The organism is Rheinheimera sp., from assembly GCF_965283995.1.
Lineage (GTDB): Bacteria > Pseudomonadota > Gammaproteobacteria > Enterobacterales > Alteromonadaceae > Pararheinheimera.
The window spans coordinates 2490717-2515645 of record NZ_CBDIQG010000001.1; the positions used below are offsets into that span (position 1 = coordinate 2490717).

Consider the following 24929-nt stretch of genomic DNA (forward strand, 5'->3'; position numbering starts at 1 on the left):
CTGAGTTTAGTTACCAACCAATATAGATACATCGGTCTGAGCAGCATCCGGTGCATATAAACGGCTGACAGTTCCATCTGCCATCATTTCAGCGATTGTGCGTTCAATCACGCCAGCCAGATTTGCGTGACGGCTGGAGCGTGAAAATCCAATATAGATAAACTGCGGTGTCGCCGTTTTCAGCATCAGCGGGGCGCGTTTAAATTTCTGATGCAACCTGGGTGTGTTGTACAGATAATCCAGCGAACTGAAACGCGGCACTATCAGACCATCCACCCGGCCTTTGGCTAACACATCAAAACCTGCTGCGATACTGGCGACTTCGACCTGCCGATTTGGCCCCAGATGACGGATCAGCGTCATCAGATCCGGATGATAGGCGTAGTTTCGCACTGTCGCCAGCGTCAGATGTTCAAGTTGACTGAGCTGATTGATGGTGCGTGGATCGTCCCCACGCTGGTACAACGACTCCGGAATACGTTCGCTGTAAGGAAACATCTGCATCAGTGCCTGACGTTCCGGCGTATTGTTCAGATTGGTCATCAGATCGGCTTCGCCGCTGGCCATTTGGCGGAAACAGCGGGCGACCGGCGTACGCGGGCTAAATTTGATACTAAACCCGGCCCGACGGGCCAGTTCCTGCATCAGATCAACTGAAGCACCGACCGGGCGGTCAGGGCGCTGGAATTCGTGGAAGCGCGGGAAATGGTCCAGACACCAGTACAGCACTGGTTTGTCATCTGCTGCTTGGGCAGCAGATGATAGCAGGAGCGCGATAAAGACCAGTGGCTGCAGCAGCCAGCGGTACAGACTGCTTAATTGGTTGATGGCAGCTCCATCACACCGTCAATTTCAATCTGGGCGGCACGTGGCAGGGCGCTGACCTGCACTGCAGCGCGGGCTGGGTATGGCTGGCTATAGTATTGCGCCATGATTTCGTTGACGGTGGCAAATTTGCTGAGGTCGGTCAGGAAGATATTCACTTTGACCATATCGTTGATGCTGCCACCGGCGGCATCACAGACCGCAGCCAGATTTTTAAACACCTGATGCGCCTGCTCGGCAAAATCTTCCGATACCAGCTGCATTGTCGCAGGAACCAGCGGGATTTGACCGCTCAGATAGACCGTCGTACCAATCTTGACCGCCTGAGAATAAGTGCCGATCGCGGCAGGGGCCTGGGCAGTGCTGATAATGACTTTGGACATGCTAGTTACTTCCTTCTGTATACTTTAATCACATCCGGCGTGACCCGGATTTTACGCATAACATTGGCCAGATGAATACGGTCCCGTACCGATAAAGTGATTTTAATCACGTAATCGCCGGAATCGCGATCGTCGGTCGCTAAATCCTGAATATTGGAGTCCTGCGACGCAATCACTGTGGTCAGTTTGGCCAGCATGCCTTGTTTATTTACGATAAACACGCGGATATCGACCAGAAATTGTTTATCACCGGTTTTGTCCCATTTCACCGGGAAATATTTGCCCGGCTCTTTTTCCCAGCCGCGGATATTGCGGCACTCGGCACGGTGCACGTTCAGGCCCTTGCCCGGAGATGCACTGGCGGCGATTGGGTCGCCCGGAATAGGCCGGCAGCATTTGGCAAAGGTTGTCAGTAACCCTTCCGAGCCGACAATAACGGCTTTGACTTTGGACGGCAGGCTGCCATCAGTCGGTGTCTGTGCGACGCTGCTGGCTTCATCAAATTCGCCGAGCAAACGGCGCGCCACGGCGATCGGCAGCTGGTTGCCCAGACCAATATCCGCATATAACTCGTCGAGGGTTTTTTTCGTCGTGTGTGCCAGTACCCGATCGACCCGCTCCGGCGCAATGGTTTCAATTTTCACTTCACCCAGAGCCGAACCGAGCAGGCGTTTACCCAGCGCCACAGCTTCGCTTTGTTGCTGCTTTTTCAGGAAATTACGGATGCCCATAATGGCGCGGCTGGTCACGACGTAGTTCAGCCAGCTGGCATTGGGTTTACCACCCGGACTGGTGATGATCTCAACGGTCTGGCCGGTTTCCAGCGCTTTGGTCAGCGGGTAAGGTTTGCGGTCGACGCGGACGCCAACACAGCGGTTACCAATATCGGTATGCACGGCATAGGCAAAATCAACGGCGTTGGCGCCAATCGGCAATTCGACAATTTTGCCCTTAGGCGTAAAGACATACAGTTCATCCGGGTACAGTTCTGTTTTGACGTTTTCGACAAAATCGTAGCTGTTGCCGGCGCTTTGCTGAATTTCCAGCAGGCTTTGCATCCAGCGGCGGGCGCGGATTTGCGCGGCACTGTCGCCTTGTTCGCCGGACTTTTTGTATTTCCAGTGCGCGGCGATGCCGTTGTCGGCCATCTCATCCATATCACGGGTGCGCATCTGGATCTCGACCGGAATGCCATGCGGGCCGACCAGCGAAGTATGCAGCGACTGATAGCCGTTTTGTTTCGGGATAGCGATGTAATCTTTAAAGCGGATCTCAATCGGCTTGTACAGGTTGTGCACGACACCCAGCACGCGATAACAGGAATCGACACTGTCGACGATGACACGGAAGCCGTAAATGTCCATCACATCGTTGAACATCAGCTCTTTGCTTTTCATCTTGCGGTAGATGCTGTACAGGTGTTTTTCCCGGCCTGTGACATCAGCACTGATGCCGGCGTCGCGAATACGGGCAGAGATTTCACTTTGAATTTTATCGATGATTTCGCTGCGATTGCCACGCGCCTGTTTGACTGCAGTTTCCAGTGCGCGGTAACGCATCGGATATAAGGCGCGAAAACCCCAGTCTTCCAGTTCATTTTTGATGTTGTGAATACCGAGGCGATTGGCGATAGGCGCGTAGAGTTCCAGCGTTTCGCGGGCGATACGGCGGCGTTTCTCTGGTTTTAACGCGCCGATGGTGCGCATATTGTGCGTGCGATCGGCCAGTTTGATCAGGATCACCCGAATGTCCTGCGTCATCGCCAGAAACATTTTCTGCAGGTTGGTGACTTCGAACTCTTTGATATCTTTAAATTTTACTTTATCGAGTTTCGACACACCCTGCACCAGTTCGGCCACAGTGGCGCCAAAACGCTGGTGCAGATCATCATAGTTGTATTCGGTATCTTCGATTACGTCGTGGCACAGGGCGGCCATCAGCGTTTCGTGGTCCATCCGCATGTCAGCCAAAATGCTGGTTACGGCTACCGGGTGGGTAATATAAGGTTCACCACTGGAGCGGAACTGCGGGGCGTGGGCATCGCGCGCAAGCATGTAGGCCTGTTGCACCAGGGCAACCTGCTCAGGCGGCAAGTACGCACTGATCTGTTGTTTCAGACCTTCGAATAAATACACAGTGATGAGACTCCGGATCCGGATATCAGGGCAATATCCGCTTACAAGCTCAAATATACGTGGATTTTAAAGGCTTGCCAACGGGAGGCCCCGTTGGCATTCGGCTTTAGATCAGCAGAACTTAGTGATCTGAACCGATGATGGCAGCAACAGCAGCCATTTCTGAAGCTTCTTGTTGCAGTTGATCGCGACGTTCCTGTTGGTCCAGGATGTCGGCAGTGATCAGGCCTTTTTCGATTTCGCGCAACGCAACTACGGTGCATTTGTCGTTTTCGATGTCGACCATTGCTTCTTTGCCTTCTACCGAGAGCTGACGTGCGCGGCGTGAAGCGACCAGGATCAGGTCAAAACGATTACCAATTTTATTTACTGCATCTTCGACTGTTACGCGCGCCATTTTGCACTCCGGGATAAGACTGATTCGTTCAAAGCCGGTTAGTGTACGCTATTTTGCCGATGTAGCCAACAGGCTGGCAAACAAGGCCGGTTGCTTCTGTTGTTGCTTGGCGAGCGTCAGGCGCTGGCAAAGCACTACAGCGGCAAACTGCTGCAGACACTGCTGAAAGTCATCATTGATTAAAACATAATCATATTCAGTGACATGGCTGATCTCGCTTTGGGCCTGCGCCATCCGCTTGGCGATAATTTCCGCGCTGTCGGTGCCGCGGTTATTCAGGCGTTTTTCCAGTTCCGCCACGCTTGGCGGCAGAATAAACACCGATAACACGCCTGGCACTTGTGGCCGGATCTGCTGCGCGCCTTGCCAGTCGATATCCAAGAACACATCGCGGCCTTTAGCCAGCTCAGTTTCGATCGCATGGCGCGACGTGCCATAAAAATTACCGAATACTTCGGCCCATTCCAGAAAAACACCGTCGGCAATCAACTGTTTGAACTGTTCAACACTGACAAAATGATAATGCACCCCATCGGTTTCGCCCGGTCTGGGTGCCCGGGTCGTGTGGGACACACTGAGTTGCATGTCCTGATGTTGTGCCAGTAACGCATTGATCAGGCTGGATTTGCCGGCACCGCTTGGCGCAGACAGAATAAACAGGTTGCCGGGTAAGTGTTGCATGCGGAAATTCTCTGAAAAGGTGCTCTGCCAACAAAAAACGCAGTGTACGCAGAACTGCCGCCTGCTGCAATTACTGCACAGAGCGGCGACAACACGCTGAAGGTCGTGGCAGTGCCGGCTTAACCGGCTTTTTTGGCAGTGGCTTTGACCGATAGTGTCAGCGCGAAATTCGCCATCGGTTCATCGCCGTGCAGCGATGGGCAGGTCACTGTGATACTGACCGTTTTATTGACGCGCTGCCCGGTGGCAATGGATTCGTCCATCATGGCGTCGATCAGTGCGCCATCATTGCTGCGGAACCAGACTTCGGCTTCCGGTCGTTTTAAAAATTCGCCTTTGACGTCTTTAAAGGCAAAATTGGCATTGATACCGCGTTCACGCGCTTTACTGAATACCAGAAATGCGCCGGCTAAATCGGCGCCAATGGCCAACGCGCCAAAATAGATACTGCCCAGATGGTTTTTGGTTCGCCAGGTGTGCGGCATGCTCACCGCCAAATGGTTATCCGACATCTCGCGGATCTTCGGGCTGCAAAAACCGATCAGCGGGATATACCGCAGTCCGAACCAGAACAGCATGCGCTGGGCTTGTTTAATAGTGACTTTCATCACAACTCCGCAAAGAAAAAAACCGGTCCACAGCATATCTGACTGTCACTGGTCAGACAAGTCATGGTCTGTACATGCCGTTGGCCGGCCCGGCATATTGTTGTTCAAATTGTTGCTGTGCTTGCTGGCGTTGTTCGACACATTGGCGGATCCGCGCGGTCTCGCGTACGCCATAACAATAAAAAGGCGGTTGATAAAACTGTAGCCAGGCCGCCAGTTTGTCGCCCTGATACGGCGCTTTCACCTGGATCTCTGAGATTTGCAGTCCGGGTGCTGCGCGGGTTTTTGCCTGTGCGCGCGTCGGGGCCACTGGCGGGCGTTTTGCAGATTCGCGGCGGGCACGCTGCCGGGTCGATGGTGGTGTTTTTTCTGCGGGCTGCTGGCAATGATAGTGTAATTGCAGTTCCAGCTGGGCTTGTTGCCCTTTGATTTTCAGCTCTTGTTTCAGCCGGTAGCCGCGGCGTTGCAGATCACGATTTTGCTCCAGTGCCAGCTGGAGCTGTGCGCACTGAGCGACGTTAAATTGTTCAACCTGCGCCATGGCAGGCGCTGTAGCCAGCAGGGCAACAGCAAAAAAATGGAAGTTCGGCGTCATCACTGTGTCCTTGTGAGCAGGCGGGCACTCCATGTGCCCGGCAGTTCGCTGCGGATCCGCTGATCCGCAGAAACCATAGCGTAGTTAATTAACTGTTAATTTGCAGCGGGGGGGAGCACAATTTCTAATGCCTGCAGTTGTTGGTCCAAATCTTCCAGACTGGCCTGTTGCAGCGATAAGCCGGTTTGTTCGGTAGCCTGAGCAGGCTGCATCGGCAACAAAGGTGGGGCGGTTTTGAGGTGAGCCAGGCTGATGCTGGCCGTCAGATAGAGCTGCAACTGGCGCGATAAAAGGGTGTGCGGCTGATGGCCGGCGTTTGGGTCCAGCCACAGCCGTACCGGTTTTTGCAGTTGTTGTAACAGCTGCTGATAGTGCAGCAGTGTGCCGGCATCGATCCGATCATCCAGTCCGCCGGCCCATAAATATAGCGGGCGCTGGATTTGTGCGGCTTGTGCCAGCGGCGCTTCACTGCTCATTTGTTGCTGCCATGCCGGGTCTTGCCAGCGCACCCCAAAGTCATTGAGTTCAAGGCTGAGCGGGCGTTGTTGTGGGGGCGTAGCGGCTTGCGGCACATAGCGCTGCAGCGTTGCTGCCAGATCTACCGGTGCCGCCAGCGCCAGAGCAAAGCGAAAACGTTGCGGTTCTGAGCTGAGGCCCTGCAGCGCCAGATAAGCGCCAAATGAATGGCCGATCATCGCTTGTTGCTGCGCATCGCCGATACCGTGCTTGATCAGCCAGTCCAGTCCGCTGATGACATCCTGCAATGCCGGATTATGCTGACCAAAATCGCCGCGTGCCAGTGTGATAAAACGCCGGCCAAACCCGGTGGAACTGCGGTAATTTGGTTGCAGCACAATAAAACCACGATTCACCAACAATTGCACCAGCACGTTGTATTCGGGTTTGCTCTGTTCGAATGGACCGCCATGCGGCAAGGCGATGATCGGCGACTGCGCCAGCGGCCGGCCCGGCGGCAAATAAACAAAACCAGGGATCGCTTCCCCATCGCTGGATATCCAAACCAGCAACTGCGCCGGTACCCCGGGCTTTTCCTGGCGCCGTGGTGTCAGTTGCAGCGGCTGTGCCTGCAGCAGTTGGCCTTGCGGGCTGATTTGCAGCCGCCAGTGTTGTTGCTGCTGACGGTCACTGAAGCTGAAGCTGGCCAGTAAAACCCGGTTTTGTGCCGCCAGTTGCAGCTGCATAGAGCCGGTCGGCGCCAGTGCCTGCACCTTTGGCAGTAGTTGCTGCCAGGCCGCGGTATGACCATACCAGCGCAGCTGAACGGTCAGCCTGGCGCTGGCCAGCAAGTCGCCGCCGGCGGTGAACAGCACATTGCTGAGATCAGGCTGGCGCGCAGCGGGATTGGCTTCCGGCGCGGTTAGCCAAACGGCACTGCCAGCAGTACTCAGTTGCAATAAACTCAGCCCGTCACGCTGTTGATCACTAAGCAGCCACCAGTGGCCGTTATCGTGTTGCCGGGCCAACGGCACGCAGCGGGCGGGTGCCGGGCACAATAACAACGGTTGAAACTGCCGATTGGCGGCCGGTTTGAGTTGTATTTCGGTATCAAAGCGGTTGCCACTGAACTGCAGCAGTAGCTCCGGTTTGGCCTCAGTGCTGAGCCACAACTGTTGCAGCGGCTGTGTTTGTTGGTGCAGCAGCCGCGCTGTGCTTTGTGCATTGACCAGCCAGTACTGGTAGTCAACAGCAGCATGGGCGTCACGCTGCCACTGCAGAATACCGCCGTGACTGCTGAGTTGCAGTAACGACACGGCTGATTTGCCGGGTAATTGTTTCGAACCGGGTAGGGCAAAACCCGGTTGCCAGATGGTCCGAAGTGCTTTGCGGCTCAGATCCAGATACTGCAGCAGATCGGTAGCGCCGAGCCATACGCCTTGTTGGTCATTGCTGAATGCCATCGATGGCGGCGGTGGTTGGCGCTGTTTTAGCAGCACCTGTTCTTCGCCGTCGCCACGGCTGCGACATAACCAATAACTAAAGCCCTGTTGGCGCCAATACAACAGCCATTGGCCGTCCGGCGACAGCAGCGGTTTAGTTAAGCGGGGATCACTGAATTGCTCATGCTGAAAAAAATACGCCAGCGGATAGACCGGCAGCGCCTGTTGTTGCTCGGTTTGTTGTCTCAATAAACCGAGATCGGCAGGGGTTGTGCGGGGCAGTGGCGGTAATTCTTGCGTCAACAATTGGTCAGCCCACAGCGCTGTTGCCGGCAGCATGCAGGCAGAAAACACCAAGCACCATAAACCGCAGTGCCGCAACACGCGTAGCGCCCGGCTAATGGGTGTCGAATGCATGAGCATCCGGCCAATAGCGCAGCTCGGCTTCCAGGCACAGCCGTTGGCCGTCATACAAATGATGTAAGACGTCTGAGATCTGGCATAACTGCAATAATGAGCCCGGATACACCGGTTTGCGAAAGCGTAAGGTCAGGCTTTGCAGCGGTTGTGGCAGAGCCTGACATAGCAACGCCGCGCTCGCCATGCCATGTAAAATCGGTTGGCGTTGGCCAAATAACCGTGCGGACCAGTGCCATAAATGGATCGGATTAAAATCACCGGACAAGCGGGCATAACGATGTGCCGCATTCGGTTGGGTCTGGATCTGTGCCAGCACTCTGTGGTGCTGCTGTACCGGCAAATCTGCCGTTATTGCGGCAGGCGCAGCGCTGCGGGGGATTTTTTTTAACAGATAGCCGCTACTGGCGCGCAGAACCTGTTGCCCTTGTTGCCACAGCTGTTGTTCCACGCGTAAATACAGGCCTTTTTCATTGTTCTCTGTGTGTAGCGCTGTGTCGATCTGCACAGGACCGTTGCCATATAGCATTTGCGGGGTTTGTGCTTGCTGCGCCTCGAGATAGTTGTCTGTATGGATCAACCCGGCGACACGTAGCCCTTGGCATTGCAACATACTGGCAAGCTGTGCCCGTTGCAGCAGTGGGTAATAAAAACACAAGGGGACCGCTTCAGGCGCAAAGGCGAAATGCTGCTGGTAGGCACTAATGGCGGCTACTGCAGGTGCAGGGAGCTGATGGCGGAACTGCCGGCTGTTGGCGCCAAAATCACGTTGCGGACGCAACAGACTGAAGCCAGCCCGGCACAATAAAGGCCATAAAGGACCTTGTAGCGGCTGCAGCCTGACAGTGTTTTCCTGCATCACATCCCCAAAAATATCTTACAGTAAATCGAGCTTATCAGAGCGTAGCCGGAGCGCCCAGCCGGGCCAATGATGATTTGCTTACAATTCAGCGACAGACAACTTGTCGCTTTTAGCTTGTGATGGTTGCGTATTGTTATGACACAGGGCCAATAATGTTCAGCACTTTATTCAGCACTTTATTCAGAAACAGTGACGGGGAGCTGCGTAACGGCTGGTGGATCGCGCTGTTTTTCCTGCTGCTGGCTGCCGGCGTGTTGCTAACGCTGGCGCGGTAGCGCAGCGGCGGCCTGAAGCACCGCAGCTGCTAGGGGCTGTTATTTTTTCGCTGCCGGAATGCCGGTGAACTGCGCTGACACCAACTGCCAGCGGTTATGCTGCAGCGCACTGACAAACTGCACGCGCATGCTACGGCTGTGTGGTGTACCGGCAAAACTGTAAGTCAGTTTGCCGGTACTGATCACCAGAGCGTCGCCATAGACCCGGCTGGTCAATTCAGATAACACCGGCGTGACTGGCGGTGCTTTGGCTTTGGCCGCAGCCGGATAAAAGCTGATCACTTTGTCCCTGGCATCGACTTCACCAACCGGCGAAATTTCCTGATAATCCGGCGCCAGAATTTGCTGCAGCAACGCCTGATCAAAACCCGAGGTGGCGCGGACATAGTCCTGCGCCAGTTGCGCCGCGCTGATTTCGGCAGCAGGGGTTGCGGCTTGTGCCGAGCCGATGGCGCTTGCCACCAGCACTGCCGTCAGCCATAAGCTGTTGCGGATTGGCGCGGAAAAAGAATTGAAAAACAATGACATCTGAGGCTCCTGGGGGTGCTGATTGGATTGGATACAAGACTCAGATCCTGCACGCCCATAGCAGCGCTGACCAGCACGAAAACGTTACCGGATATGCCCGCTGTTACATTCGCCGGCAGCGCCTTTGCCGGCTTGGTTTATAGCGCCAGTTTGACGGCGATCAGCGACAACAACAGCGCTACGCTGCCATCAAACAGGCGCCAGCGCAGCGGCGAGCTCAGCAGTAATTTTAATTTGGGGGCAAAGCCGGTCAGCGCGCTAAACCAGCAAAATGACGCCAGGCAGGCTCCCACAGTGAACCAAAACGGTGACGGCTGTGCATTGCCAAGACTGCCCAGCAACACCACGGTGTCCAGATAAACGTGCGGATTCAGCAACGTAATAGCCAGCGCTGTCAGCGCGGTTTTCCCGCTCGACTGCAGTTGCACCTGCACATCGGTCTGTAAGCCGGAATTGCCTTGCCAGGCACGCTTTGCCGCGCCATAAGCCAGATATAACAGCATCAACACGCCGGCGACTGTCAACAATGGCACCAGTGGCGGGATCCATTGTTGCAGCGTGGCGATACTGCTGACACCGGCAACGATCAGCAGCGCGTCACAGACAATGCAGACTGTCGCAATCACCAGCCGGTTGGCGCCTGCCATACTCTGGCTTAACACCCAGATATTCTGCCCGCCGATAGCGACAATCAGGCTCAGTCCGACACTAAACCCGGTAAAAAAAGACCACATAAGTTTACTCCTGCTGCTATTCACACAGCTTACTGTTGGCGTTTATATGATTCCAACGAATAATAATTGTGATACATGCATGAAAATCATAAGTTCAGTCTGAGCTGGATTTTTTCAGGAGCAACTGATGCTGGATTATCGATTATTACAGGCGCTGGCTGCAGTGACGGCGCAAGGTGGCTTTGAAAAGGCCGCGGCGCAGCTGCATCTGACGCAGTCGGCGGTGAGCCGGCGCATTAAACAGCTTGAAGCCGTGCTCGGTCAGCCGGTATTACAACGCTGCACACCACCACGACCGACGCTGGCAGGTCAGCGGTTGCTGAATCATCTGCAACAGGTGCGGCAGATGGAAGCGGCGTTGGGTCTTGCCGATCAGGAAGTACAACTATTGCGGCTGGCTACTAATGCCGATTCGCTGGCGACCTGGTTGCCGCAAGCGCTGGTGTTACCGGATCAGCCCCAGCTGTGTTTTGATTTAGTGGTGGAGGACCAGTCGGTCAGCCTGAAGCGGATGAAACAGGGCGACGTGATGGCCTGTATCTGTGACAGCCCGCAGCCGCTGAACGGCGGCGCCGTGATGCCACTCGGCGCGCTGCGGTATCGCGCCGTAGCAAGCCCGGACTTTATCCGGCGCTACCAGCTGCAGCCGTTGACAGCCAATGCACTGGCGCAGGCACCTTGTCTGGTGTTTAGTGCCGACGATGCACTACAGCACCGCTTTTTACAGGATATCGCCGGCATCAGCCCCAGCCATGTCCATTTGTGCCCATCGTCAGAAGGTTTTTTAAAAGCGGTGCTGGCCGGCCTTAGTTTTGGCCTGTTACCGGAGCTGCAAATGCAGGCGCATTTTGCCAATGGTGAGCTGATTGACCTTGCACCGGGTTATCACCTGGATACGCCGCTCTATTGGCACCACTGGCAAACCGAAAGCCCGTTACTGCAGCAGCTGAGATTACAGGTGTTGGCCTGTGCGAGGGAGTGTTTGGTCGGGATTGAGTAGCGGAACCAGCGAACGCCAAGCGTCGCTTTGATCCCACCAGTGCCTTGTTTGGCTGCCGTAAAGTAAAGCGGCGCTGCCTGGCATCACCGCGCGACCTGGTTAGCCGTTCTGTTTAGGCACCGACCGCCATACCGGCGGCAGCGACGCCGCCAAACACCAGCGCGGCAAAGTAAGCGATGGTCGCGACATTGGCCAGATGCCCCAACAGCACAGAGCCACCATCCCGTTGCATCATACCAATTGCCAGAAAAATGACCGCGACGGCCGGAAAGGTGTTACTGAATGGGATTAAACCAAACGGCATCATCAGCAGCACAGCAGCCAGAATCAACGCCATATTATTCAGCAGGTTGAACACCGCAGACTCGGTAAAAAAACCCAGGCGGTGTGGTTTGCTGATTTTTTCCAGCCGGTGAAACCAGCTCAGCGCTTGGGCAAAACCCGCTGCTAATTTGGCGGCTGGCAGGCGGCGCTGACCAATTTTGGCCGGTAACCATAATTTGCGTGACAGCAGGCGGGTAATACCAATTAGCAGAATGGCTGAACCAAACACGGTACTGACACCCGGGATGGAAACCGGCACCAGAAAAATTAACGACAACAACACGGTCAGCAGCAGCAAACCATCATTACCAACGATGTCCATAATTTCCAGCAGCGTGACATCATGCTCAGGTAATTGTTTGATCATCCGTTCTATTTTTTCACCAAGCGACTCAACCGTCTGGGCAGAAGGCGTACCAGTCATAACTAATTCCTGCGATGTACTAACCACTGTATTCGCAACGACATGTCGCAAACTTCAGCGCCGGATTGTAAAGGCTGGCCCGCTATTGGTAAACCAGTTCTGTCTGCTTGGGATCTCTGATGTTGCCGATGAACTGTCAATGCCTGCGGCTAAGCCCTTGGTTCTGAAGGCGTCGCTTGTTGCAGCTTTTGATATTGTGCCCACAGTTCTTCGGCTTCTGCGGTTAAATCGGCGAATAACCGCATATCGCCTTTACGTTGTGCCAGCATGGCTTGCTCGGCTTTGGCATCGTATTGCTGGCGCAGTTTTTTCAGCGGATCGCGCTTAAAGAAATTAAACATAGGGTGCTCTTTACCTGAAATTGGATGGCTCAGCTGTAACTACGCAGGGCAGCGCCAGATTGGTCAGTTTAAAAAATCTTAAATCAGTCAGACATCCCCGATATCGCAGTGCGCAGTTGACTATACATGGCCACTGCTAAAACAAAAAAAGGGGCCCGAAGGCCCCAAGTACCGCACTCAAACAGGGATTGGTCCGAATCGTTGGATCAGAAGCGGCTGCGCCAGCCCAGCGTCCAGCGTTTTTCGTAAACGTTTTGGTAAATCACATGGTCGCGCCACTGCGCGTAGTTGTTTTCGAACTCGCCGGTCAGGTTGCTGACCTGCAGGTAGACGCTGCTGTGGTCAAACAGGTCATAGCTGGCAGAGGCGTCGACATAAACCGTCGATTGGGTCCAGATTGGCACCACACCTTTGCCGAGCGGAATGGCCAAAGAATCCAGTCGATCACTACGGTAGTTGGCGGCGACCCGCAGTTGCAGGCCGTCTTTTTCATACCACAGCACCGCGTTGCCGGAATTTTCCGAGTTGTCCTGGATTGGCAAAATTGCGCCAAAGACATCTTTGTTGGCGCTGTCAGACGGCGCATAGGTGTAGTTCAATGTGGTGCCAAGGCCGCTCCAGATCCCGGGCAGGAAATCAAAGCTTTGTTGCCAGGTCACTTCGACGCCTTTGACGGTGCCGCCTTTGCCGTTGATTTCGGTGTCGACCGGCACTTCACGCCGTACCACGCCGTCGATATCCGGCAGGCCTTTCATCACCTGGCCTTTTTCGATAAAGGAATCGATATTCATCCGGAACAGACCGACGCTGACTAAGCTCGCGCTGTCGTAATACCACTCCAGGCCGAGGTTATAGTTGGTCGAACGCCACGGTTCCAGCAGCGGGTTACCGTTTTGCCGGCCACTGACTGCCACCAGTAAGTCCGGCGACACGCCATATTCTTTCGCCAGCACGTCACCGGCACGGGTGCGACCGACCGAAACACCACCGGCCAGCTTGCTGAAATCTAGGTTGGTCATGGTTTTGCCGTAGGCGGCACGCAGGATTAACTCATCGCTAAGATCCAGTCGCAGGTTGGCCGATGGCAGCACGGTATCGTCGTCGCGGTTAATTAACTCCTCACCGGCTTTAATCGCGGCGGTACAGAGCGAACAAGGCCGCGCACTGCCCACCAGATTCTGCAGAATCTCCAGATCGGTTTTGATGTACTGGGCGCCGATATTGGCCTGATACGGCAGGCTGCCGAGCTCACCGTCTAAATCCAGTTTCAGATAAGCGCTGTGGTCCTGTTGCGTCACACCGTAACTTTTCGCCGGATCGGACAGCTTTTTATTGCCCGGATACAGCTGGTTTTGCGACTCGAACGGGTTATCCAGCGCTTTGGGGTTAATCAGATAAAAGCTGTCTGAACTTGCCGGGCCAAAACCGTTGACCTGGTGCACCCAGCCTGACGGCAGTTCGTCAAAATACCAGGCGCGGCCGATGGTTAAATCACCGCGAGCCACGTTCGCCACGCCATCACCGTTAGTGTCGCCTAAGGACGCGCCTGAGTCTTTCCACATCACGTCGGCAGATAAATTGCCGGTTTTAAACGGGGCGACCAGGATAAAGGTATCGCGCTCGACATCGCGTTTGGCGGTGCGCAGGCCAAACGACACCGACTGAATATCGCCCAGTTCAAAGGCATATTTGCCGTCGGCGCGCAGTACGTCGAGCGTGGCTTCTTCGTGGAAATTGTTCTCAGAATAGGTCGAGACCAGATTGGTGCGTTTGATGTCCTGCGCAAAGCCTTGCGGGTAACTCAGGCTGATGTATTTACCGCCGCGGCTGAACTGCACCGGGATCTCGGCCGGGCCATAACCGCGTGGGTTGACCGGTTCAACGCCGTTGCCGACGTTACGCATCAGGCCATGTTGCGCACCACTGGTGACATAAGCATGCGCGACGTTTTCGGTATGGTCACGGCTGGCGTCACCGCGTAAATAGCGCACGGAACCTTCGAAATTGTCTTTGTTATCAAAGTCCAGCTGCAGGTTCAGGTTGGTGGATTCGCGATCGTTGGTCAGGCTTTCAGAATAAGCACTGACGCGGCGCACCTGATACAGCGCTTCGCTGACGGTGTAGATTTGGCCGCCAAGCGGGCCGTCGGCGCGTGGGATAAATTTGTCGGAATAGGCCCAGTTATTGCCACGCGCACTGTCGACCATCAGACCTTGTTTGCGGTCGGCGTCGTCCATTTGGGTGTGAAACAGATCGGCGGTCAGCGTCAGCGTATCGCTCAATACATATTGTACTGAGGCGTTGGCGCCGATGCGGTCGCGCTCGGTAGTGCGGTCCATCACGCCGTAATAACGCTGGGTGAAAAAAGTGTCGTTGTTGTCTTTATCGCCGTTAAAGTCGCGTTTGTCTTTTTCGTTTTCGCCAATCACTTCCATCGCATTGAGGATGGCGCCATTTAAATAGTTGGCGAGATTGTTCTGGTCATACGACAGCGTCATCACGGCAGCGAATTTTTCATCATCCGATTTATAGCCGCCAAATAATGACACTTTGCCGTCGTTTTCTTTCGACAGACTGCCGCGCGTCAATTCAGTGTTAAAGGCAAAAGTACTGCCCGGTTTTAAATCCAGTGGCCGCCAGGTTTTTAAATCCAGCGTACCGGAAATCCCACCGGCAAGCACATTGGCCATCGGTGATTTCAGCACGTCGATGCCGGCGATGAGTGCGGACGGGATGTCGGTAAAGTCCGGCTGCACTGTCGTGAGCGAGCCGGCTGATAAAAACTGTTCGCCGTTTAACAGTGTGGTGACCTGCGGCATACCACGCACGTTGACGGTCGAGCCTTCACCGGCGGAGCGGCGGATCTGCACGCCAGGAATGCGCTGCAGCGTGTCCGTGATAGTGACGTCCGGCAGCTTACCTAAATCTTCAGCGGTAATGGTGTCGACCACTTGTTCACTGAATCTTTTGTTATTCAGGTTTTGTTTGTTACTGGCGGCGATACCGCGGATCTCCAAACGTTCGACTTCCTGTTCAGCGGTTTTGCCAGTCGCCGTTTGATCTGTCGTTTGGGCCTGTGCTGTTGCGCTCAGCAGCATCGCCACGGACATGGCCAGCAGGCTGATGCGAAATTGTGGGTGTGACATGTTGTTCCTCTGCAATAACTTGTTGTTTTCACCTTAGATGTGCAGGTCGCGCTGGCCTTATTCCCGGGAGAAATCCGCCGGAATGGCCGGCGTCGCCCGCCGTTTTTGAGTGCGGTGAAACCGGGTAAAATCCATTTGTGTTATTAAATAACTTTTATTATTCCTATTGCTTGTTACGTTTTAACACGATATTTTAATGCAATACAACGATTATTTTTACAGCAGGAACTGGCGGTGTTTTGGCAGGTGCCGGTGTGATTAAAAAGCCTGGCTGTAAAAAGAGGAATGCTGAAGTGACTGAATTCGCAAATGTTTCCATAGAAGGTTTGGCGCAAACCGGCAAAGGGCTGGGGGACTGGGCGCAGTTCCGGCAGCAGGGCTGGTCTTTGCTGGACGGTGATCTGTGCCTACCGGTCGCAACGCTGAACTGGCACGCTTTACAGCGCAACTTACAGTGGATGGCCAGATTTGCTGCACAGCAGGATGCTTTGTTGGCGCCGCATGGCAAAACGGCGATGACACCGGAATTGTTTCGGGCACAGCAAGCGACTGGGGCTTGGGGCATGACGCTGGCGACAGTGCCGCAAGTGCAGAGTGCGGCACGCGCTGGCGTGCGGCGCATTCTGTTGGCGAATCCGTTGGTTGGCCGTACCGAACAACGCCAGATTGCGGCATTAATCGCAGCAGGGTTGGAATTTTATTGTCTGGTCGATGACGCGGCGCAGTTGCCAGCACTGCAGCAAGTGATGGCCGATGCTGATGTCCGGTTGAATCTGTTATTGGAACTGGGTGTGCCCGGTGGTCGTTGTGGCGTGCGGGGAGGCGCTGCGGCGCTGAAACTGGCCGCGCAAATCCGTCACTATCCGGCGCTGCAGCTGTGTGGCGTCGAGTTTTACGAAGGTATGGTAAAAGGTGATGAAACCGCGCTACGCCAGTTTATCCGCGACTGCTATCAGACCACTTCGGCGCTGCAACAAGCGGGCTGGTTACAGCCAACAGCGGCCGGCCAGCTGCTGGTCAGTGGTGCTGGTTCAGCCAATTATGATTTGGTCGCCGACGAGTTTCAGCACAGTAAGTTAAGTCAGCAGGGGTTTGCGCTGGTATTGCGTCCCGGTTGTTATGCTTTGCACGATAGTGGTATTTATCAGGATGCGCAGCAACAGGTGCTGGCGCGCAGCCCTCAGGCTTGTCTGGTGCCGGGCGCATTGGCAGATGCGTTGCAACTGTGGGGATACGTATTGTCGCGGCCGGAACCTGGCCTTGCGATCATTGGTCTTGGCAAACGCGATGTCGCTTTTGATGCCGGTTTACCGCAGCCACAGCTGTGGTATCGCAGTGGTATGACGGCGCCGGTCGCGGTAGGCCCGGGTTGGCAAGCCAGCAAAATTATGGACCAGCATCTGCAGCTGCAGATTCCGGCTGACACAGATTTAGCCGTTGGTGATATGCTGGCTTTTTCTGCATCACACCCTTGCCTGACGCTGGATAAATGGCGGCAACTGGCGGTATTGGATGAAGGTTTTGTCGTGCGCCGCGTGCTGGCGACCGAGTTTTAATCAGCAAGCACAACGTCTTGGGGACCAACTGCTGTGGATATAGTGTCAAGAATTCATGAATGCCTGGCCCACTTGCGGCCCTCCGAACAAAAGGTGGCCAGGTTTATCCTGCACGACCTGAATTATGCGGCCAATGCGCCGATTAACGATCTGGCCGACAAAGTCGGCGTCAGCCACGCCAGTATTACCCGGCTGGCGCGCGCGCTGCAGTGCGCCAATGTGCGCGAGCTGAAATTACGGCTGGCGCAGTCGGCGGCGATTGGTGAGCGCTTTATCAGTGAAAAACCGGTTGAGCAAAAAGATATCCCGGCAATTTACAGCGCCATCATCGACATTCTGCAGCTCAATAGCGGTCTGATCCGGCCGGAAGTGACTGACGCCGCAGCGCAGCTGATGATCGCCGCGCCGAAGGTGCTGATATTTGGTGTCGGTGGCGGCAGTTCAGTGCTGGCTCAGGAAGCGCACAACCGGCTGTTCCGGCTGTGTGTACAGAGCAACGCCTATTCAGATCCATTGATGATGCGGATGACGGCGGCCAGCGTGGATAAAGGCGACGTGGTGCTGTGTTTGTCATTGAGTGGTTATAGCCCCGATGTCGAAGCCGCAGTGCAAATTGCCAAAGATTATGGCAGCCAGGTGATTGCGATTTGCCCGGACAGCCGCTTGTCAGCACTGGCCGATATTCACCTGCCAATTATGACGCAAGAGTCTGATTTTATTTATAAACCCAGTGCTTCGCGTTATGTGATGCTGGCAGCGATCGACATTCTGGTCAGCCAGGTAGCCGTGCTGAATCAACGTAAATCGCGCGAAAAACTACGCCGGATCAAACATGAGCTGGACGAACATCGTCAGGGGCCAGAGCGCCTGCCGTTAGGGGATTAACAGTGCAACATGCCGGGAGTGACATGCCGTATCAATTTGATCTGCTGATCCGTGGCGCCATGCTGCTCGATGGCAGTGGCCGGCCAGGCTGGCGGGCTGATTTGGCAGTCCAGGCCGGCAAAATTGCCGCCATTGGAGATTTGGCCGCTGCAGAGATTCAGGCCGCGACCGTCGTGGATGCGCAGGGGCTGGTGCTGGCACCGGGTTTTATTGATGTGCATACCCATGACGATCTGGAAGTGCTGCGAAATCCGCAGATGCTGGCGAAACTGAGTCAGGGCGTGACAACGGTGATCACCGGCAATTGTGGCATCAGTGCCGCGCCGGTGCGCCTGACGGCTGAGGTGCCAGACCCGATGAATTTACTGGGTCAATGTGCAGATTTTTGTTACCCGGCTTTTGCGGATTATGCCGCTGCTGTTGATGCGGCGCAGCCGGCTGTGAATGTGGCGGCTTTGGTCGGCCATACGGCGCTTCGAGCCAGCACGATGGATCGACTCGACCGTGCGGCCACGCCTGTCGAAATCAGCCAGATGCGCGCAATGCTGGAAGCGGCGCTGGCGCAAGGCGCTTTGGGATTAAGTTCCGGCCTGGCTTATCACAACGCCAATCGTGCGCCGGCGGCGGAATTATTGGCATTGGCGGCGCCGCTCTCGGCAGCTGGTGCGATTTATACCACGCATTTACGCACCGAATTTGACGGCATTCTTGATGCGCTGACCGAAGCGGCCGATTTGGGCGAAGCGCTGAAAGTGCCGGTGGTGGTGTCGCATTTAAAATGCGCCGGTGTGGCAAATTGGGGCCGTTCTGCCGAAGTACTCGACTTTTTCGCCGCCAGACGGCAACAGCAAGCATTGAGCTGCGATTGTTATCCGTATTCGGCCAGTTCCAGCACATTGGATTTGGCACAGGTCACTGGCGATTTCGATATTTTCATCACCTGGTCTGAGCCGGAGCCAACGATGGCCGGGCGTTTATTGGCGGAGATCGCCGCCGACTGGCACTGCAGCCTGCCGGAAGCCGCAGCCCGGCTGATGCCGGCCGGTGCGGTATATCACGGCATGAATGAAGCCGACGTGCAGCGTTTTCTGCAGGCGCCTTACAGCATGGTGGGCTCCGATGGTTTGCCTTGTGATCCGCAGCCGCATCCGCGGTTGTGGGGCGCTTTCCCGCGCGTGCTGGGCCATTATTGCCGCGATCTGCAACTGTTTGGCCTGCCTGAAGCTGTGCATAAAATGACAGCGTTGTCAGCTGCAAATTTTAATCTGGCCGGCCGCGGTTTGCTGCAAGAAGGTTATCAGGCGGACCTGGTGTTATTTGACCCGGCGCTGGTGCGTGACACCGCGACTTTCACCAGCCCGGTGGCCTGTGCCGCCGGCATTGCTTCGGTCTGGGTCAATGGCGTACTCAGTTATCAGCAGGGGGCGGCGACCGGTGTTAGGGCCGGCCGTTTCCTGCCGCGTTTATCTTCCAACAATTTACAGGAGTAATACCCATGATCCGCAGATTTGGCGCTGAAGGCGGCACCGGCACCGGTGGTCAGTTTTTACCTTTTTCCCGCGCGGTGGAAGCCGGCGGCTGGTTGTATGTGTCTGGTCAGACGCCGATGAAAGATGGTGAAGTGGTCGAAGGCGGCATTGTTGAACAGTCGCGGCTGGCGATCCAGAACTGTCTCGACATCATGCAGGAAGCCGGTTATGGCCTGGAGCATGTGGTGCACGTCACAGTGGTACTGACCGATCCGCGTTATTTCGGTTCATTCAATAAAGTTTTCCGCGAAGTGTTTGGCGCCCATCCACCGGCACGGATCTGCGCCGTGGCCGATCTGGTGGTGGACTGCAAAGTCGAAGTCGACGTCACCTGCTACAAAGGCAGTTGATCCTGCATTAAACAAGGCGACCGCATAAAACAAGACGGCCACAGAGCTGTCAGCGTGATCGCCGCAAGACAGCGTTAGACAGGGACTGAAATTTTATGCAACAAACAATACAACAAACAGAGCAGCAATGGCTGTTCCTGGCGGGTTTTGCCGTCTATCTGCTGGCGATGATTGCGCTCGGCTGGTGGGTGTCGCGTCGCCAGCACGGCGATGCACAGCAAAGTGGCGAAGACTTTTTACTCGGTGGCCGCGCGCTGCCGTTCTGGCTGATGCTCGGTACCACAGTGGCGACTATGGTGGGTACCGGTTCGTCTATGGGCGCGGTCGGTTATGCCTATCAGCATGGCTGGGGTGGCGTGTTATATGGCCTCGGCGGTGGCATCGGCATTTTGTTGCTGGCCTGGTGGTTTGCGCCGCTGCGGCGCTTTAATTTCCTGACGATGGCGGAAGAGCTGAGTTATTACACCGGCGCCGACAAGCAGGTGCGCCATGTGGTCGGCGTGCTGATTTTTATTGCCTGCATCGGTTGGTTGGGTGCGCATATTCTCGGTGGCAGTATGTATCTGGCCTGGTTAACCGGCCTGAGCCTGACCGAAAGTAAGTTATTGATCGCCGCCGGTTTTGCCATTTATGTGGTGATTGGCGGTTATACCGCCGTGGTCTGGACTGATGCCATTCAGGCGTTGATCCTGTTCAGCGGCTTTGTGTTGATGGCCGGGTTTGCGCTGGTGGCGGTCGGTGGTTTTGACGCAATTCAGGCTGAGGCCAGTGCGCTGACGGCGCGCCAGAGCGCCGAGCAGGCCAGCAGCTGGTTGCCAGGCTTATCGTTAGCGGTTGCAGTGGCCATCGGCGTATTGGCGACACCGAGTTTTCGCCAGCGCATATACTCCGGCAAAGATGTCGGCGCTATCCGTAAATCCTTTGTCTGGTCCGGCGTGCTTTATTTGTTTTTCTCGCTGATCCCGGCGGTACTGGGTCTCGCTGCGCTACAACTGGCGCCGACGTTGGACAACCCGTCTTATGCTTTCCCGTTTCTGGCACTGAATACCTTGCCGTTGGCGCTTGGTGTGTTGGTGCTGCTGGCCGGTATTTCGGCGACCTTATCCAGCGCCAGTTCTGATGCCATTGCCGGTGTGTCGGTGTTGGTTGGTGATTTGTACAAAGTGGTGTTTGGCCGCTTGCCACAACCGGAACAAGTGGTGTTGTTGTCACGGCTGGGGCTGGTGGCTGTAGTCGCACTGGCGCTTGGTTTTGCGCTGCTGGCCGACAATATCATCGGCTATATCACGACGATGGTCGGCATGGTGTTATCGGGTTTATTTGCCGTGGCGGTATTGGGCCTGCGCTGGACCCGGTTGAATAAAACCGGCGCGCTGGCGGCGCTGATCACGGCGCCGCTGGTGTCGTTGCTGGTGTTGTGGTGGCCGGGCGCACAGGCGTTCTGGGGCAATCCGGTGATCCCGGCAACGTTGCTGAGCCTGCTGGCCGCTATTGTCGGCAGTCTGTTGACTAAACCGGTATCAGTCAGCCGTAGCGAAGCGCTGGCGCTGCTGGCGGCCGGTCGGGTGACCGATCAAACGGCGACTATTCTGGCAACCAGCGCCAGCGAGGCGCCATTGCCGTCCACAACTCAGGCGGAGGCGCGCTGATGCGGATTGGTTTTTTTGGTGAGGTGATGCGTGAACACCGGGCTGATGGTCTGGGTTATGGTTTTGGCGGCGATACGCTGAATACCGCGTTGTATTTGCACCGGCTCAGCCGACAAACCGCCACCGATCTGGTCGTGCAGTATTTCACCATGCTAGGGCAGGATGACGCCAGCGATCAGTTGGCCGCAACGCTAGCGGCGGAAGGGTTGTCGCTGCGCGCTGGCTGTCATCCGGATAAAACGCTGGGCCAGTACTGGATTGATATCGATGCGGCCGGTGAGCGCAGTTTCCGTTATCAGCGTGACGACAGTGCGGCACGCCAGTATTTTTGCAGTTCTTTTGGCACTTCCTATGGCAGGACAACGACTGATTTAGAGCAGGCGCTGACGGACGGTAGCCTGGATGCGCTGTATCTCAGCGGCATTAGCCTCGCGATCCTTGCCGAGCCCGACCGGATGCGGCTCTACAGCGCTGTGGCGGGCTTTGTCCGTCGGGGTGGCAGACTGATATTTGATAACAATTTCCGGCCACTGTTGTGGGCCAATACCACAGCATCGCGCTGGCAACAATTGTTATTACCGCTGTGTGACCTGGCGCTGCTGACTGACAGTGACGAGCGGCTGATTTGGCAGAAACCCAGCGCCGGTGCTGCCGCTTTAGTCGACGCGGCGTTGCAGGCCGGTGTAAGTACTGTGGTGCTGAAATGCGGTCCGGCGCCATGCTGGGTAGGGCAGGGTGCCAGCAGATTGCAGATACCCGCCCAACAGGTGCCACAAGTCGTGGATAGCAGTGGGGCCGGCGATGCGTTTGCTGCCGGTTTTTTAGCGCGTTTTTTAACTGCACCTGCTGCAGTGGCGGATGCCGCGCTGGCTGATGCGGCGCGGGCCGGGCATCAGTTAGCCGCAGCGGTGGTGCAGCAACATGGCGCAATTATCGATCTGGCGGTGATGCCGTTGTTGTCGCTACAAATGGAGGATCCTGATGCGGTCTAAGTTTCTGCTGTTGGGTTGTTTAGCGATCAGTTGTGCTACGCGGGCTGAGCTGCCAGTACTGATGCCGCAGCCGGCGCAGCTGCTAGGCGCTGGCACCCTGTTGCCAATACCCAAGTCGTTGAGAGTTGCCGTCGAAGGCCCGGATGTTTCCAGGCATAGTGCTGCGCTGCAGTTACTGGCGCAATTTCAGCCGCAATTACAGCTACGTCAGGTTGAGCCTGCACAGGCGCAATTGCAGATCCGTGTGCGCCAGGCTATTCATCTGCCGGGCCCGGACGATGATGAAAGTTATCAGCTTGAGATCAATCAACAGCGAATCAGCTTAAGCGCCCACAGCAGCACGGGCATGTTGTACGGCCTGATGACGCTGAGTCAGCTGATCCGCTGCGACAGCAGTGCCACAGCAAATAGCAGCTGCACAGTGCCGGCAGTGACCATCAAAGATCAGCCACGTTTTCGCTGGCGCGGCTTGTTACTCGACAGCGCGCGGCGTTTTATCCCGCTGGCCGATATCCGTCGCACGCTCGATGGCATGGCAGCCGCCAAACTCAATGTGCTGCACTGGCATTTAACCGACGATCAGGGCTGGCGGATTGAATCAAAGGCCTATCCCAAACTACAGCAATTAGCCAGTCAGGGTCAGTTTTATACCCAGGCTGAAGTGCAGGAACTCGTTGCTTATGCCGCAGCCCGTGGCATCCGCGTGGTGCCGGAGCTGGATCTGCCCGGCCATGCCTCAGCTATTGGCATGGCCTATCCGGAGTTGCTGGCCTGGCCCGACGCGGTGCTGGACCAACAAGGTATAAAAGCGCTGCCGGCGGAGCGGCGTTTTGGCGTTTTTGCGCCGGTATTGGATATCAGCAATGCGGCGACCTGGCAGTTTATTCAGGCGTTAGTGGCTGAGTGGCGTCAGATGTTTCCCGATCCTTATCTGCACATTGGTGGCGATGAAGTTAAAGCGGACCATTGGCTGGCGAACAGTAAAATTCAGCGTCTGATGCAGCAACAGCAGCTCGCTGACGGCCATGCCCTGCAGGCGTATTTTAATCAGCAGCTGGCGCAGTTATTACAGCAACACCAGCGGCGGATGATCGGCTGGGACGAAACGCTGCACCCGCAATTGCCACAAACTACGCTGGTGCAAAGCTGGCAAGGTCAGGATGCTTTGGGTGCTGCTGTGCGCGCCGGGCATCCGGCGTTATTGTCGGCTGGTTTTTACCTCGATATGCCGCAGCCGGCGGCTTATCACTGGCAAAATGATCCGCTGTTGGTCACTGCACCTTTAACCGTGCCGGCGGACAAGAAGCAGCAGCTGCAGTTTGGCTACAGCTTGCAACGTTTAAACGGCAAGCCTGTGACCGGCACGGTCCGGTTATATCAAACAAAAAACGGTCAGTGGCAGGGCAGTCTGGCGGCAACGGGCCGTGGCGTGGTGCCGGCTCAGGTGCGCGTCTGGCCGCTAAAACTGGGCGCTGGCGTGCTGCAAGTGCGGGTCGATGCTGATAATTATCTCGGGCCGGTGCAATTGCGGTTTAGTCTGCAGCAGCGCACAGTCGCCAGCGCACAGGCGCTGATTGGCAACCACAGTTATCTGCTGGAACTTGACGCTGAGCCTTATCAGGCATTGGCCGCTACGGCCGCGCTGACGCCGGCGCAGCAACAGCTGCTGTGGGGCGGCGAAGCGGCGCTGTGGACTGAACTGGCGTCGCCTGAATTGCTCGATACCAAGTTATGGCCACGGCTGTTTGTCGTCGCTGAGCGTTTCTGGTCGCCGGCGGCAGCGGATACGACGGCAGCGAGCTTACCGACCCGGTTAATCGAGCTGGACCACTATGCCGCACAGATTGGTCTGCAGCACCGGGCGCAGGCCAGCGCCAGTTTGCAACAATGGGCAGCGCGCGAGCTGACTGGTGAGTCCGGTGCGCTGACTCCGGCACAGTTTCAGGCACTGCAGGGCTTCAGCCAATACCTGCAACCGCTGCATTATTACGGACGCCATCATTTAAAAACGGCTGCAGGCCGTTATCATCTGGATGAACCATTAAATCAGCTTGCCGATGCCTTGCTGCTGGAACCGCCGGTGCTATTGGCGTTACAGCAGGGTTTTGCGGCAGCACCAGCCTGTCAGTTGCCGACCGACTGGCCTGTGTGGCAACGCGCTTTTACGCAGCAGCGACAGCTGTTGTCGCCTATTGCCACAGGCTCGCCTGAGCTGAAACGACTGCTCGCACAGCAACAGCAGTTCAGCCGGATTATCAGTGCGAACAGTCAACCAGCTGAGAAAGCCAGTCAGTTGCTGCAGCTGCTGCAACCGGCCGGTGAAGTGGTGTTTGCACCTGCGGCAGCCGCGTTGGACTGGGCCGATCGATGCGCGGCGCAAACGCAGTGAAACAGT

Annotated in this window: 23 protein-coding genes; 9 read left to right on the forward strand and 14 right to left on the reverse strand. The window is 55.9% G+C overall.

What is annotated here, in order from left to right; all coding sequences use genetic code 11:
- Positions 1 to 6: 6 nt before the first annotated feature.
- The 9 genes from ACQ66Q_RS11175 to ACQ66Q_RS11215 all read right to left on the reverse strand — a co-directional run bounded on the left by ACQ66Q_RS11175 (position 7) and on the right by ACQ66Q_RS11215 (position 8798).
- The gene (locus ACQ66Q_RS11175) at positions 7 to 729 is read right to left on the reverse strand and encodes a substrate-binding periplasmic protein (RefSeq protein WP_430456876.1); all 723 of its coding nucleotides are present in this window, start codon (positions 727 to 729) and stop codon (positions 7 to 9) included.
- Between the two features lie 86 nt (positions 730 to 815).
- Entirely contained in the window at positions 816 to 1208 is a 393-nt protein-coding gene (locus tag ACQ66Q_RS11180; protein WP_430456877.1) for a RidA family protein, read from the reverse strand.
- A 5-nt stretch (positions 1209 to 1213) separates the two neighbouring features.
- Positions 1214 to 3343, reverse strand: a complete 2130-nt coding sequence (gene spoT / locus ACQ66Q_RS11185) for a bifunctional GTP diphosphokinase/guanosine-3',5'-bis pyrophosphate 3'-pyrophosphohydrolase (protein ID WP_430456878.1) — start codon at positions 3341 to 3343, stop codon at positions 1214 to 1216.
- A gap of 121 nt (positions 3344 to 3464) precedes the next feature.
- Positions 3465 to 3740 carry a DNA-directed RNA polymerase subunit omega gene (rpoZ, locus tag ACQ66Q_RS11190; protein ID WP_430456879.1) on the reverse strand — a complete coding sequence of 92 codons (276 nt, stop codon included), beginning with the start codon at positions 3738 to 3740 and terminating at the stop codon, positions 3465 to 3467.
- Between the two features lie 48 nt (positions 3741 to 3788).
- Complete coding sequence (gene gmk / locus ACQ66Q_RS11195; RefSeq protein WP_430456880.1) at positions 3789 to 4421, reverse strand: guanylate kinase; 633 nt, start codon at positions 4419 to 4421, stop codon at positions 3789 to 3791.
- 119 nt (positions 4422 to 4540) lie between these two features.
- A complete protein-coding gene (locus tag ACQ66Q_RS11200; RefSeq protein WP_430456881.1) occupies positions 4541 to 5029 on the reverse strand; it encodes a PaaI family thioesterase in 489 nt (162 codons plus the stop codon).
- 61 nt (positions 5030 to 5090) lie between these two features.
- The gene (locus ACQ66Q_RS11205) at positions 5091 to 5624 is read right to left on the reverse strand and encodes a hypothetical protein (protein ID WP_430456882.1); all 534 of its coding nucleotides are present in this window, start codon (positions 5622 to 5624) and stop codon (positions 5091 to 5093) included.
- A gap of 95 nt (positions 5625 to 5719) precedes the next feature.
- Positions 5720 to 7939 carry an alpha/beta hydrolase family protein gene (locus tag ACQ66Q_RS11210; RefSeq protein WP_430456883.1) on the reverse strand — a complete coding sequence of 740 codons (2220 nt, stop codon included), beginning with the start codon at positions 7937 to 7939 and terminating at the stop codon, positions 5720 to 5722.
- The gene (locus ACQ66Q_RS11215; RefSeq protein ID WP_430456884.1) at positions 7920 to 8798 is read right to left on the reverse strand and encodes a MaoC/PaaZ C-terminal domain-containing protein; all 879 of its coding nucleotides are present in this window, start codon (positions 8796 to 8798) and stop codon (positions 7920 to 7922) included. The genes ACQ66Q_RS11210 and ACQ66Q_RS11215 overlap by 20 nt, the downstream gene beginning before the upstream one ends.
- A 155-nt stretch (positions 8799 to 8953) precedes the next feature.
- Here ACQ66Q_RS11215 and ACQ66Q_RS11220 point away from each other — a divergent pair, with 155 nt between their 5' ends.
- Complete coding sequence (locus ACQ66Q_RS11220; RefSeq protein WP_430456885.1) at positions 8954 to 9076, forward strand: hypothetical protein; 123 nt, start codon at positions 8954 to 8956, stop codon at positions 9074 to 9076.
- A 39-nt stretch (positions 9077 to 9115) separates the two neighbouring features.
- Here the strand turns inward: ACQ66Q_RS11220 and ACQ66Q_RS11225 are convergent, their stop codons facing one another.
- Positions 9116 to 9604 (reverse strand): nuclear transport factor 2 family protein, encoded by a 489-nt coding sequence (locus tag ACQ66Q_RS11225; RefSeq protein ID WP_430456886.1) that lies wholly within the window; start codon positions 9602 to 9604, stop codon positions 9116 to 9118.
- A 137-nt stretch (positions 9605 to 9741) separates the two neighbouring features.
- Positions 9742 to 10338 carry a LysE/ArgO family amino acid transporter gene (locus tag ACQ66Q_RS11230; RefSeq protein WP_430456887.1) on the reverse strand — a complete coding sequence of 199 codons (597 nt, stop codon included), beginning with the start codon at positions 10336 to 10338 and terminating at the stop codon, positions 9742 to 9744.
- Positions 10339 to 10465: 127 nt separating this feature from the next.
- Between ACQ66Q_RS11230 and ACQ66Q_RS11235 the strand changes: the two genes are divergently transcribed.
- The gene (locus ACQ66Q_RS11235; RefSeq protein WP_430456888.1) at positions 10466 to 11338 is read left to right on the forward strand and encodes a LysR family transcriptional regulator ArgP; all 873 of its coding nucleotides are present in this window, start codon (positions 10466 to 10468) and stop codon (positions 11336 to 11338) included.
- A gap of 112 nt (positions 11339 to 11450) precedes the next feature.
- Here ACQ66Q_RS11235 and ACQ66Q_RS11240 read toward each other — a convergent pair whose 3' ends face one another.
- The 3 genes from ACQ66Q_RS11240 to ACQ66Q_RS11250 form a co-directional block, all read right to left on the reverse strand.
- Complete coding sequence (locus ACQ66Q_RS11240) at positions 11451 to 12086, reverse strand: exopolysaccharide biosynthesis protein (protein ID WP_430456889.1); 636 nt, start codon at positions 12084 to 12086, stop codon at positions 11451 to 11453.
- Between the two features lie 149 nt (positions 12087 to 12235).
- The gene (locus ACQ66Q_RS11245; RefSeq protein ID WP_430456890.1) at positions 12236 to 12427 is read right to left on the reverse strand and encodes a DUF6435 family protein; all 192 of its coding nucleotides are present in this window, start codon (positions 12425 to 12427) and stop codon (positions 12236 to 12238) included.
- Between the two features lie 206 nt (positions 12428 to 12633).
- A complete protein-coding gene (locus ACQ66Q_RS11250) occupies positions 12634 to 15573 on the reverse strand; it encodes a TonB-dependent receptor (protein WP_430456891.1) in 2940 nt (979 codons plus the stop codon).
- Positions 15574 to 15866: 293 nt separating this feature from the next.
- Between ACQ66Q_RS11250 and ACQ66Q_RS11255 the strand changes: the two genes are divergently transcribed.
- The 7 genes from ACQ66Q_RS11255 (at position 15867) to ACQ66Q_RS11285 (ending at position 24923) form a co-directional block, all read left to right on the forward strand.
- Positions 15867 to 17129: an alanine racemase gene (locus tag ACQ66Q_RS11255; RefSeq protein WP_430456892.1), complete on the forward strand. Its 1263-nt coding sequence runs from the start codon at positions 15867 to 15869 to the stop codon at positions 17127 to 17129.
- Between the two features lie 42 nt (positions 17130 to 17171).
- Positions 17172 to 18014: a MurR/RpiR family transcriptional regulator gene (locus ACQ66Q_RS11260; protein WP_430456893.1), complete on the forward strand. Its 843-nt coding sequence runs from the start codon at positions 17172 to 17174 to the stop codon at positions 18012 to 18014.
- A 23-nt stretch (positions 18015 to 18037) separates the two neighbouring features.
- Entirely contained in the window at positions 18038 to 19504 is a 1467-nt protein-coding gene (locus ACQ66Q_RS11265) for an N-acyl-D-amino-acid deacylase family protein (protein ID WP_430456894.1), read from the forward strand.
- A 5-nt stretch (positions 19505 to 19509) separates the two neighbouring features.
- Entirely contained in the window at positions 19510 to 19893 is a 384-nt protein-coding gene (locus tag ACQ66Q_RS11270) for a RidA family protein (RefSeq protein WP_208933140.1), read from the forward strand.
- A gap of 95 nt (positions 19894 to 19988) precedes the next feature.
- A complete protein-coding gene (locus ACQ66Q_RS11275) occupies positions 19989 to 21542 on the forward strand; it encodes a sodium:solute symporter family protein (RefSeq protein ID WP_430456895.1) in 1554 nt (517 codons plus the stop codon).
- Positions 21542 to 22534, forward strand: a complete 993-nt coding sequence (locus ACQ66Q_RS11280; RefSeq protein WP_430456896.1) for a PfkB family carbohydrate kinase — start codon at positions 21542 to 21544, stop codon at positions 22532 to 22534. The genes ACQ66Q_RS11275 and ACQ66Q_RS11280 overlap by 1 nt, the downstream gene beginning before the upstream one ends.
- Positions 22524 to 24923, forward strand: a complete 2400-nt coding sequence (locus ACQ66Q_RS11285) for a beta-N-acetylhexosaminidase (protein ID WP_430456897.1) — start codon at positions 22524 to 22526, stop codon at positions 24921 to 24923. The genes ACQ66Q_RS11280 and ACQ66Q_RS11285 overlap by 11 nt, the downstream gene beginning before the upstream one ends.
- Positions 24924 to 24929: the final 6 nt, after the last annotated feature.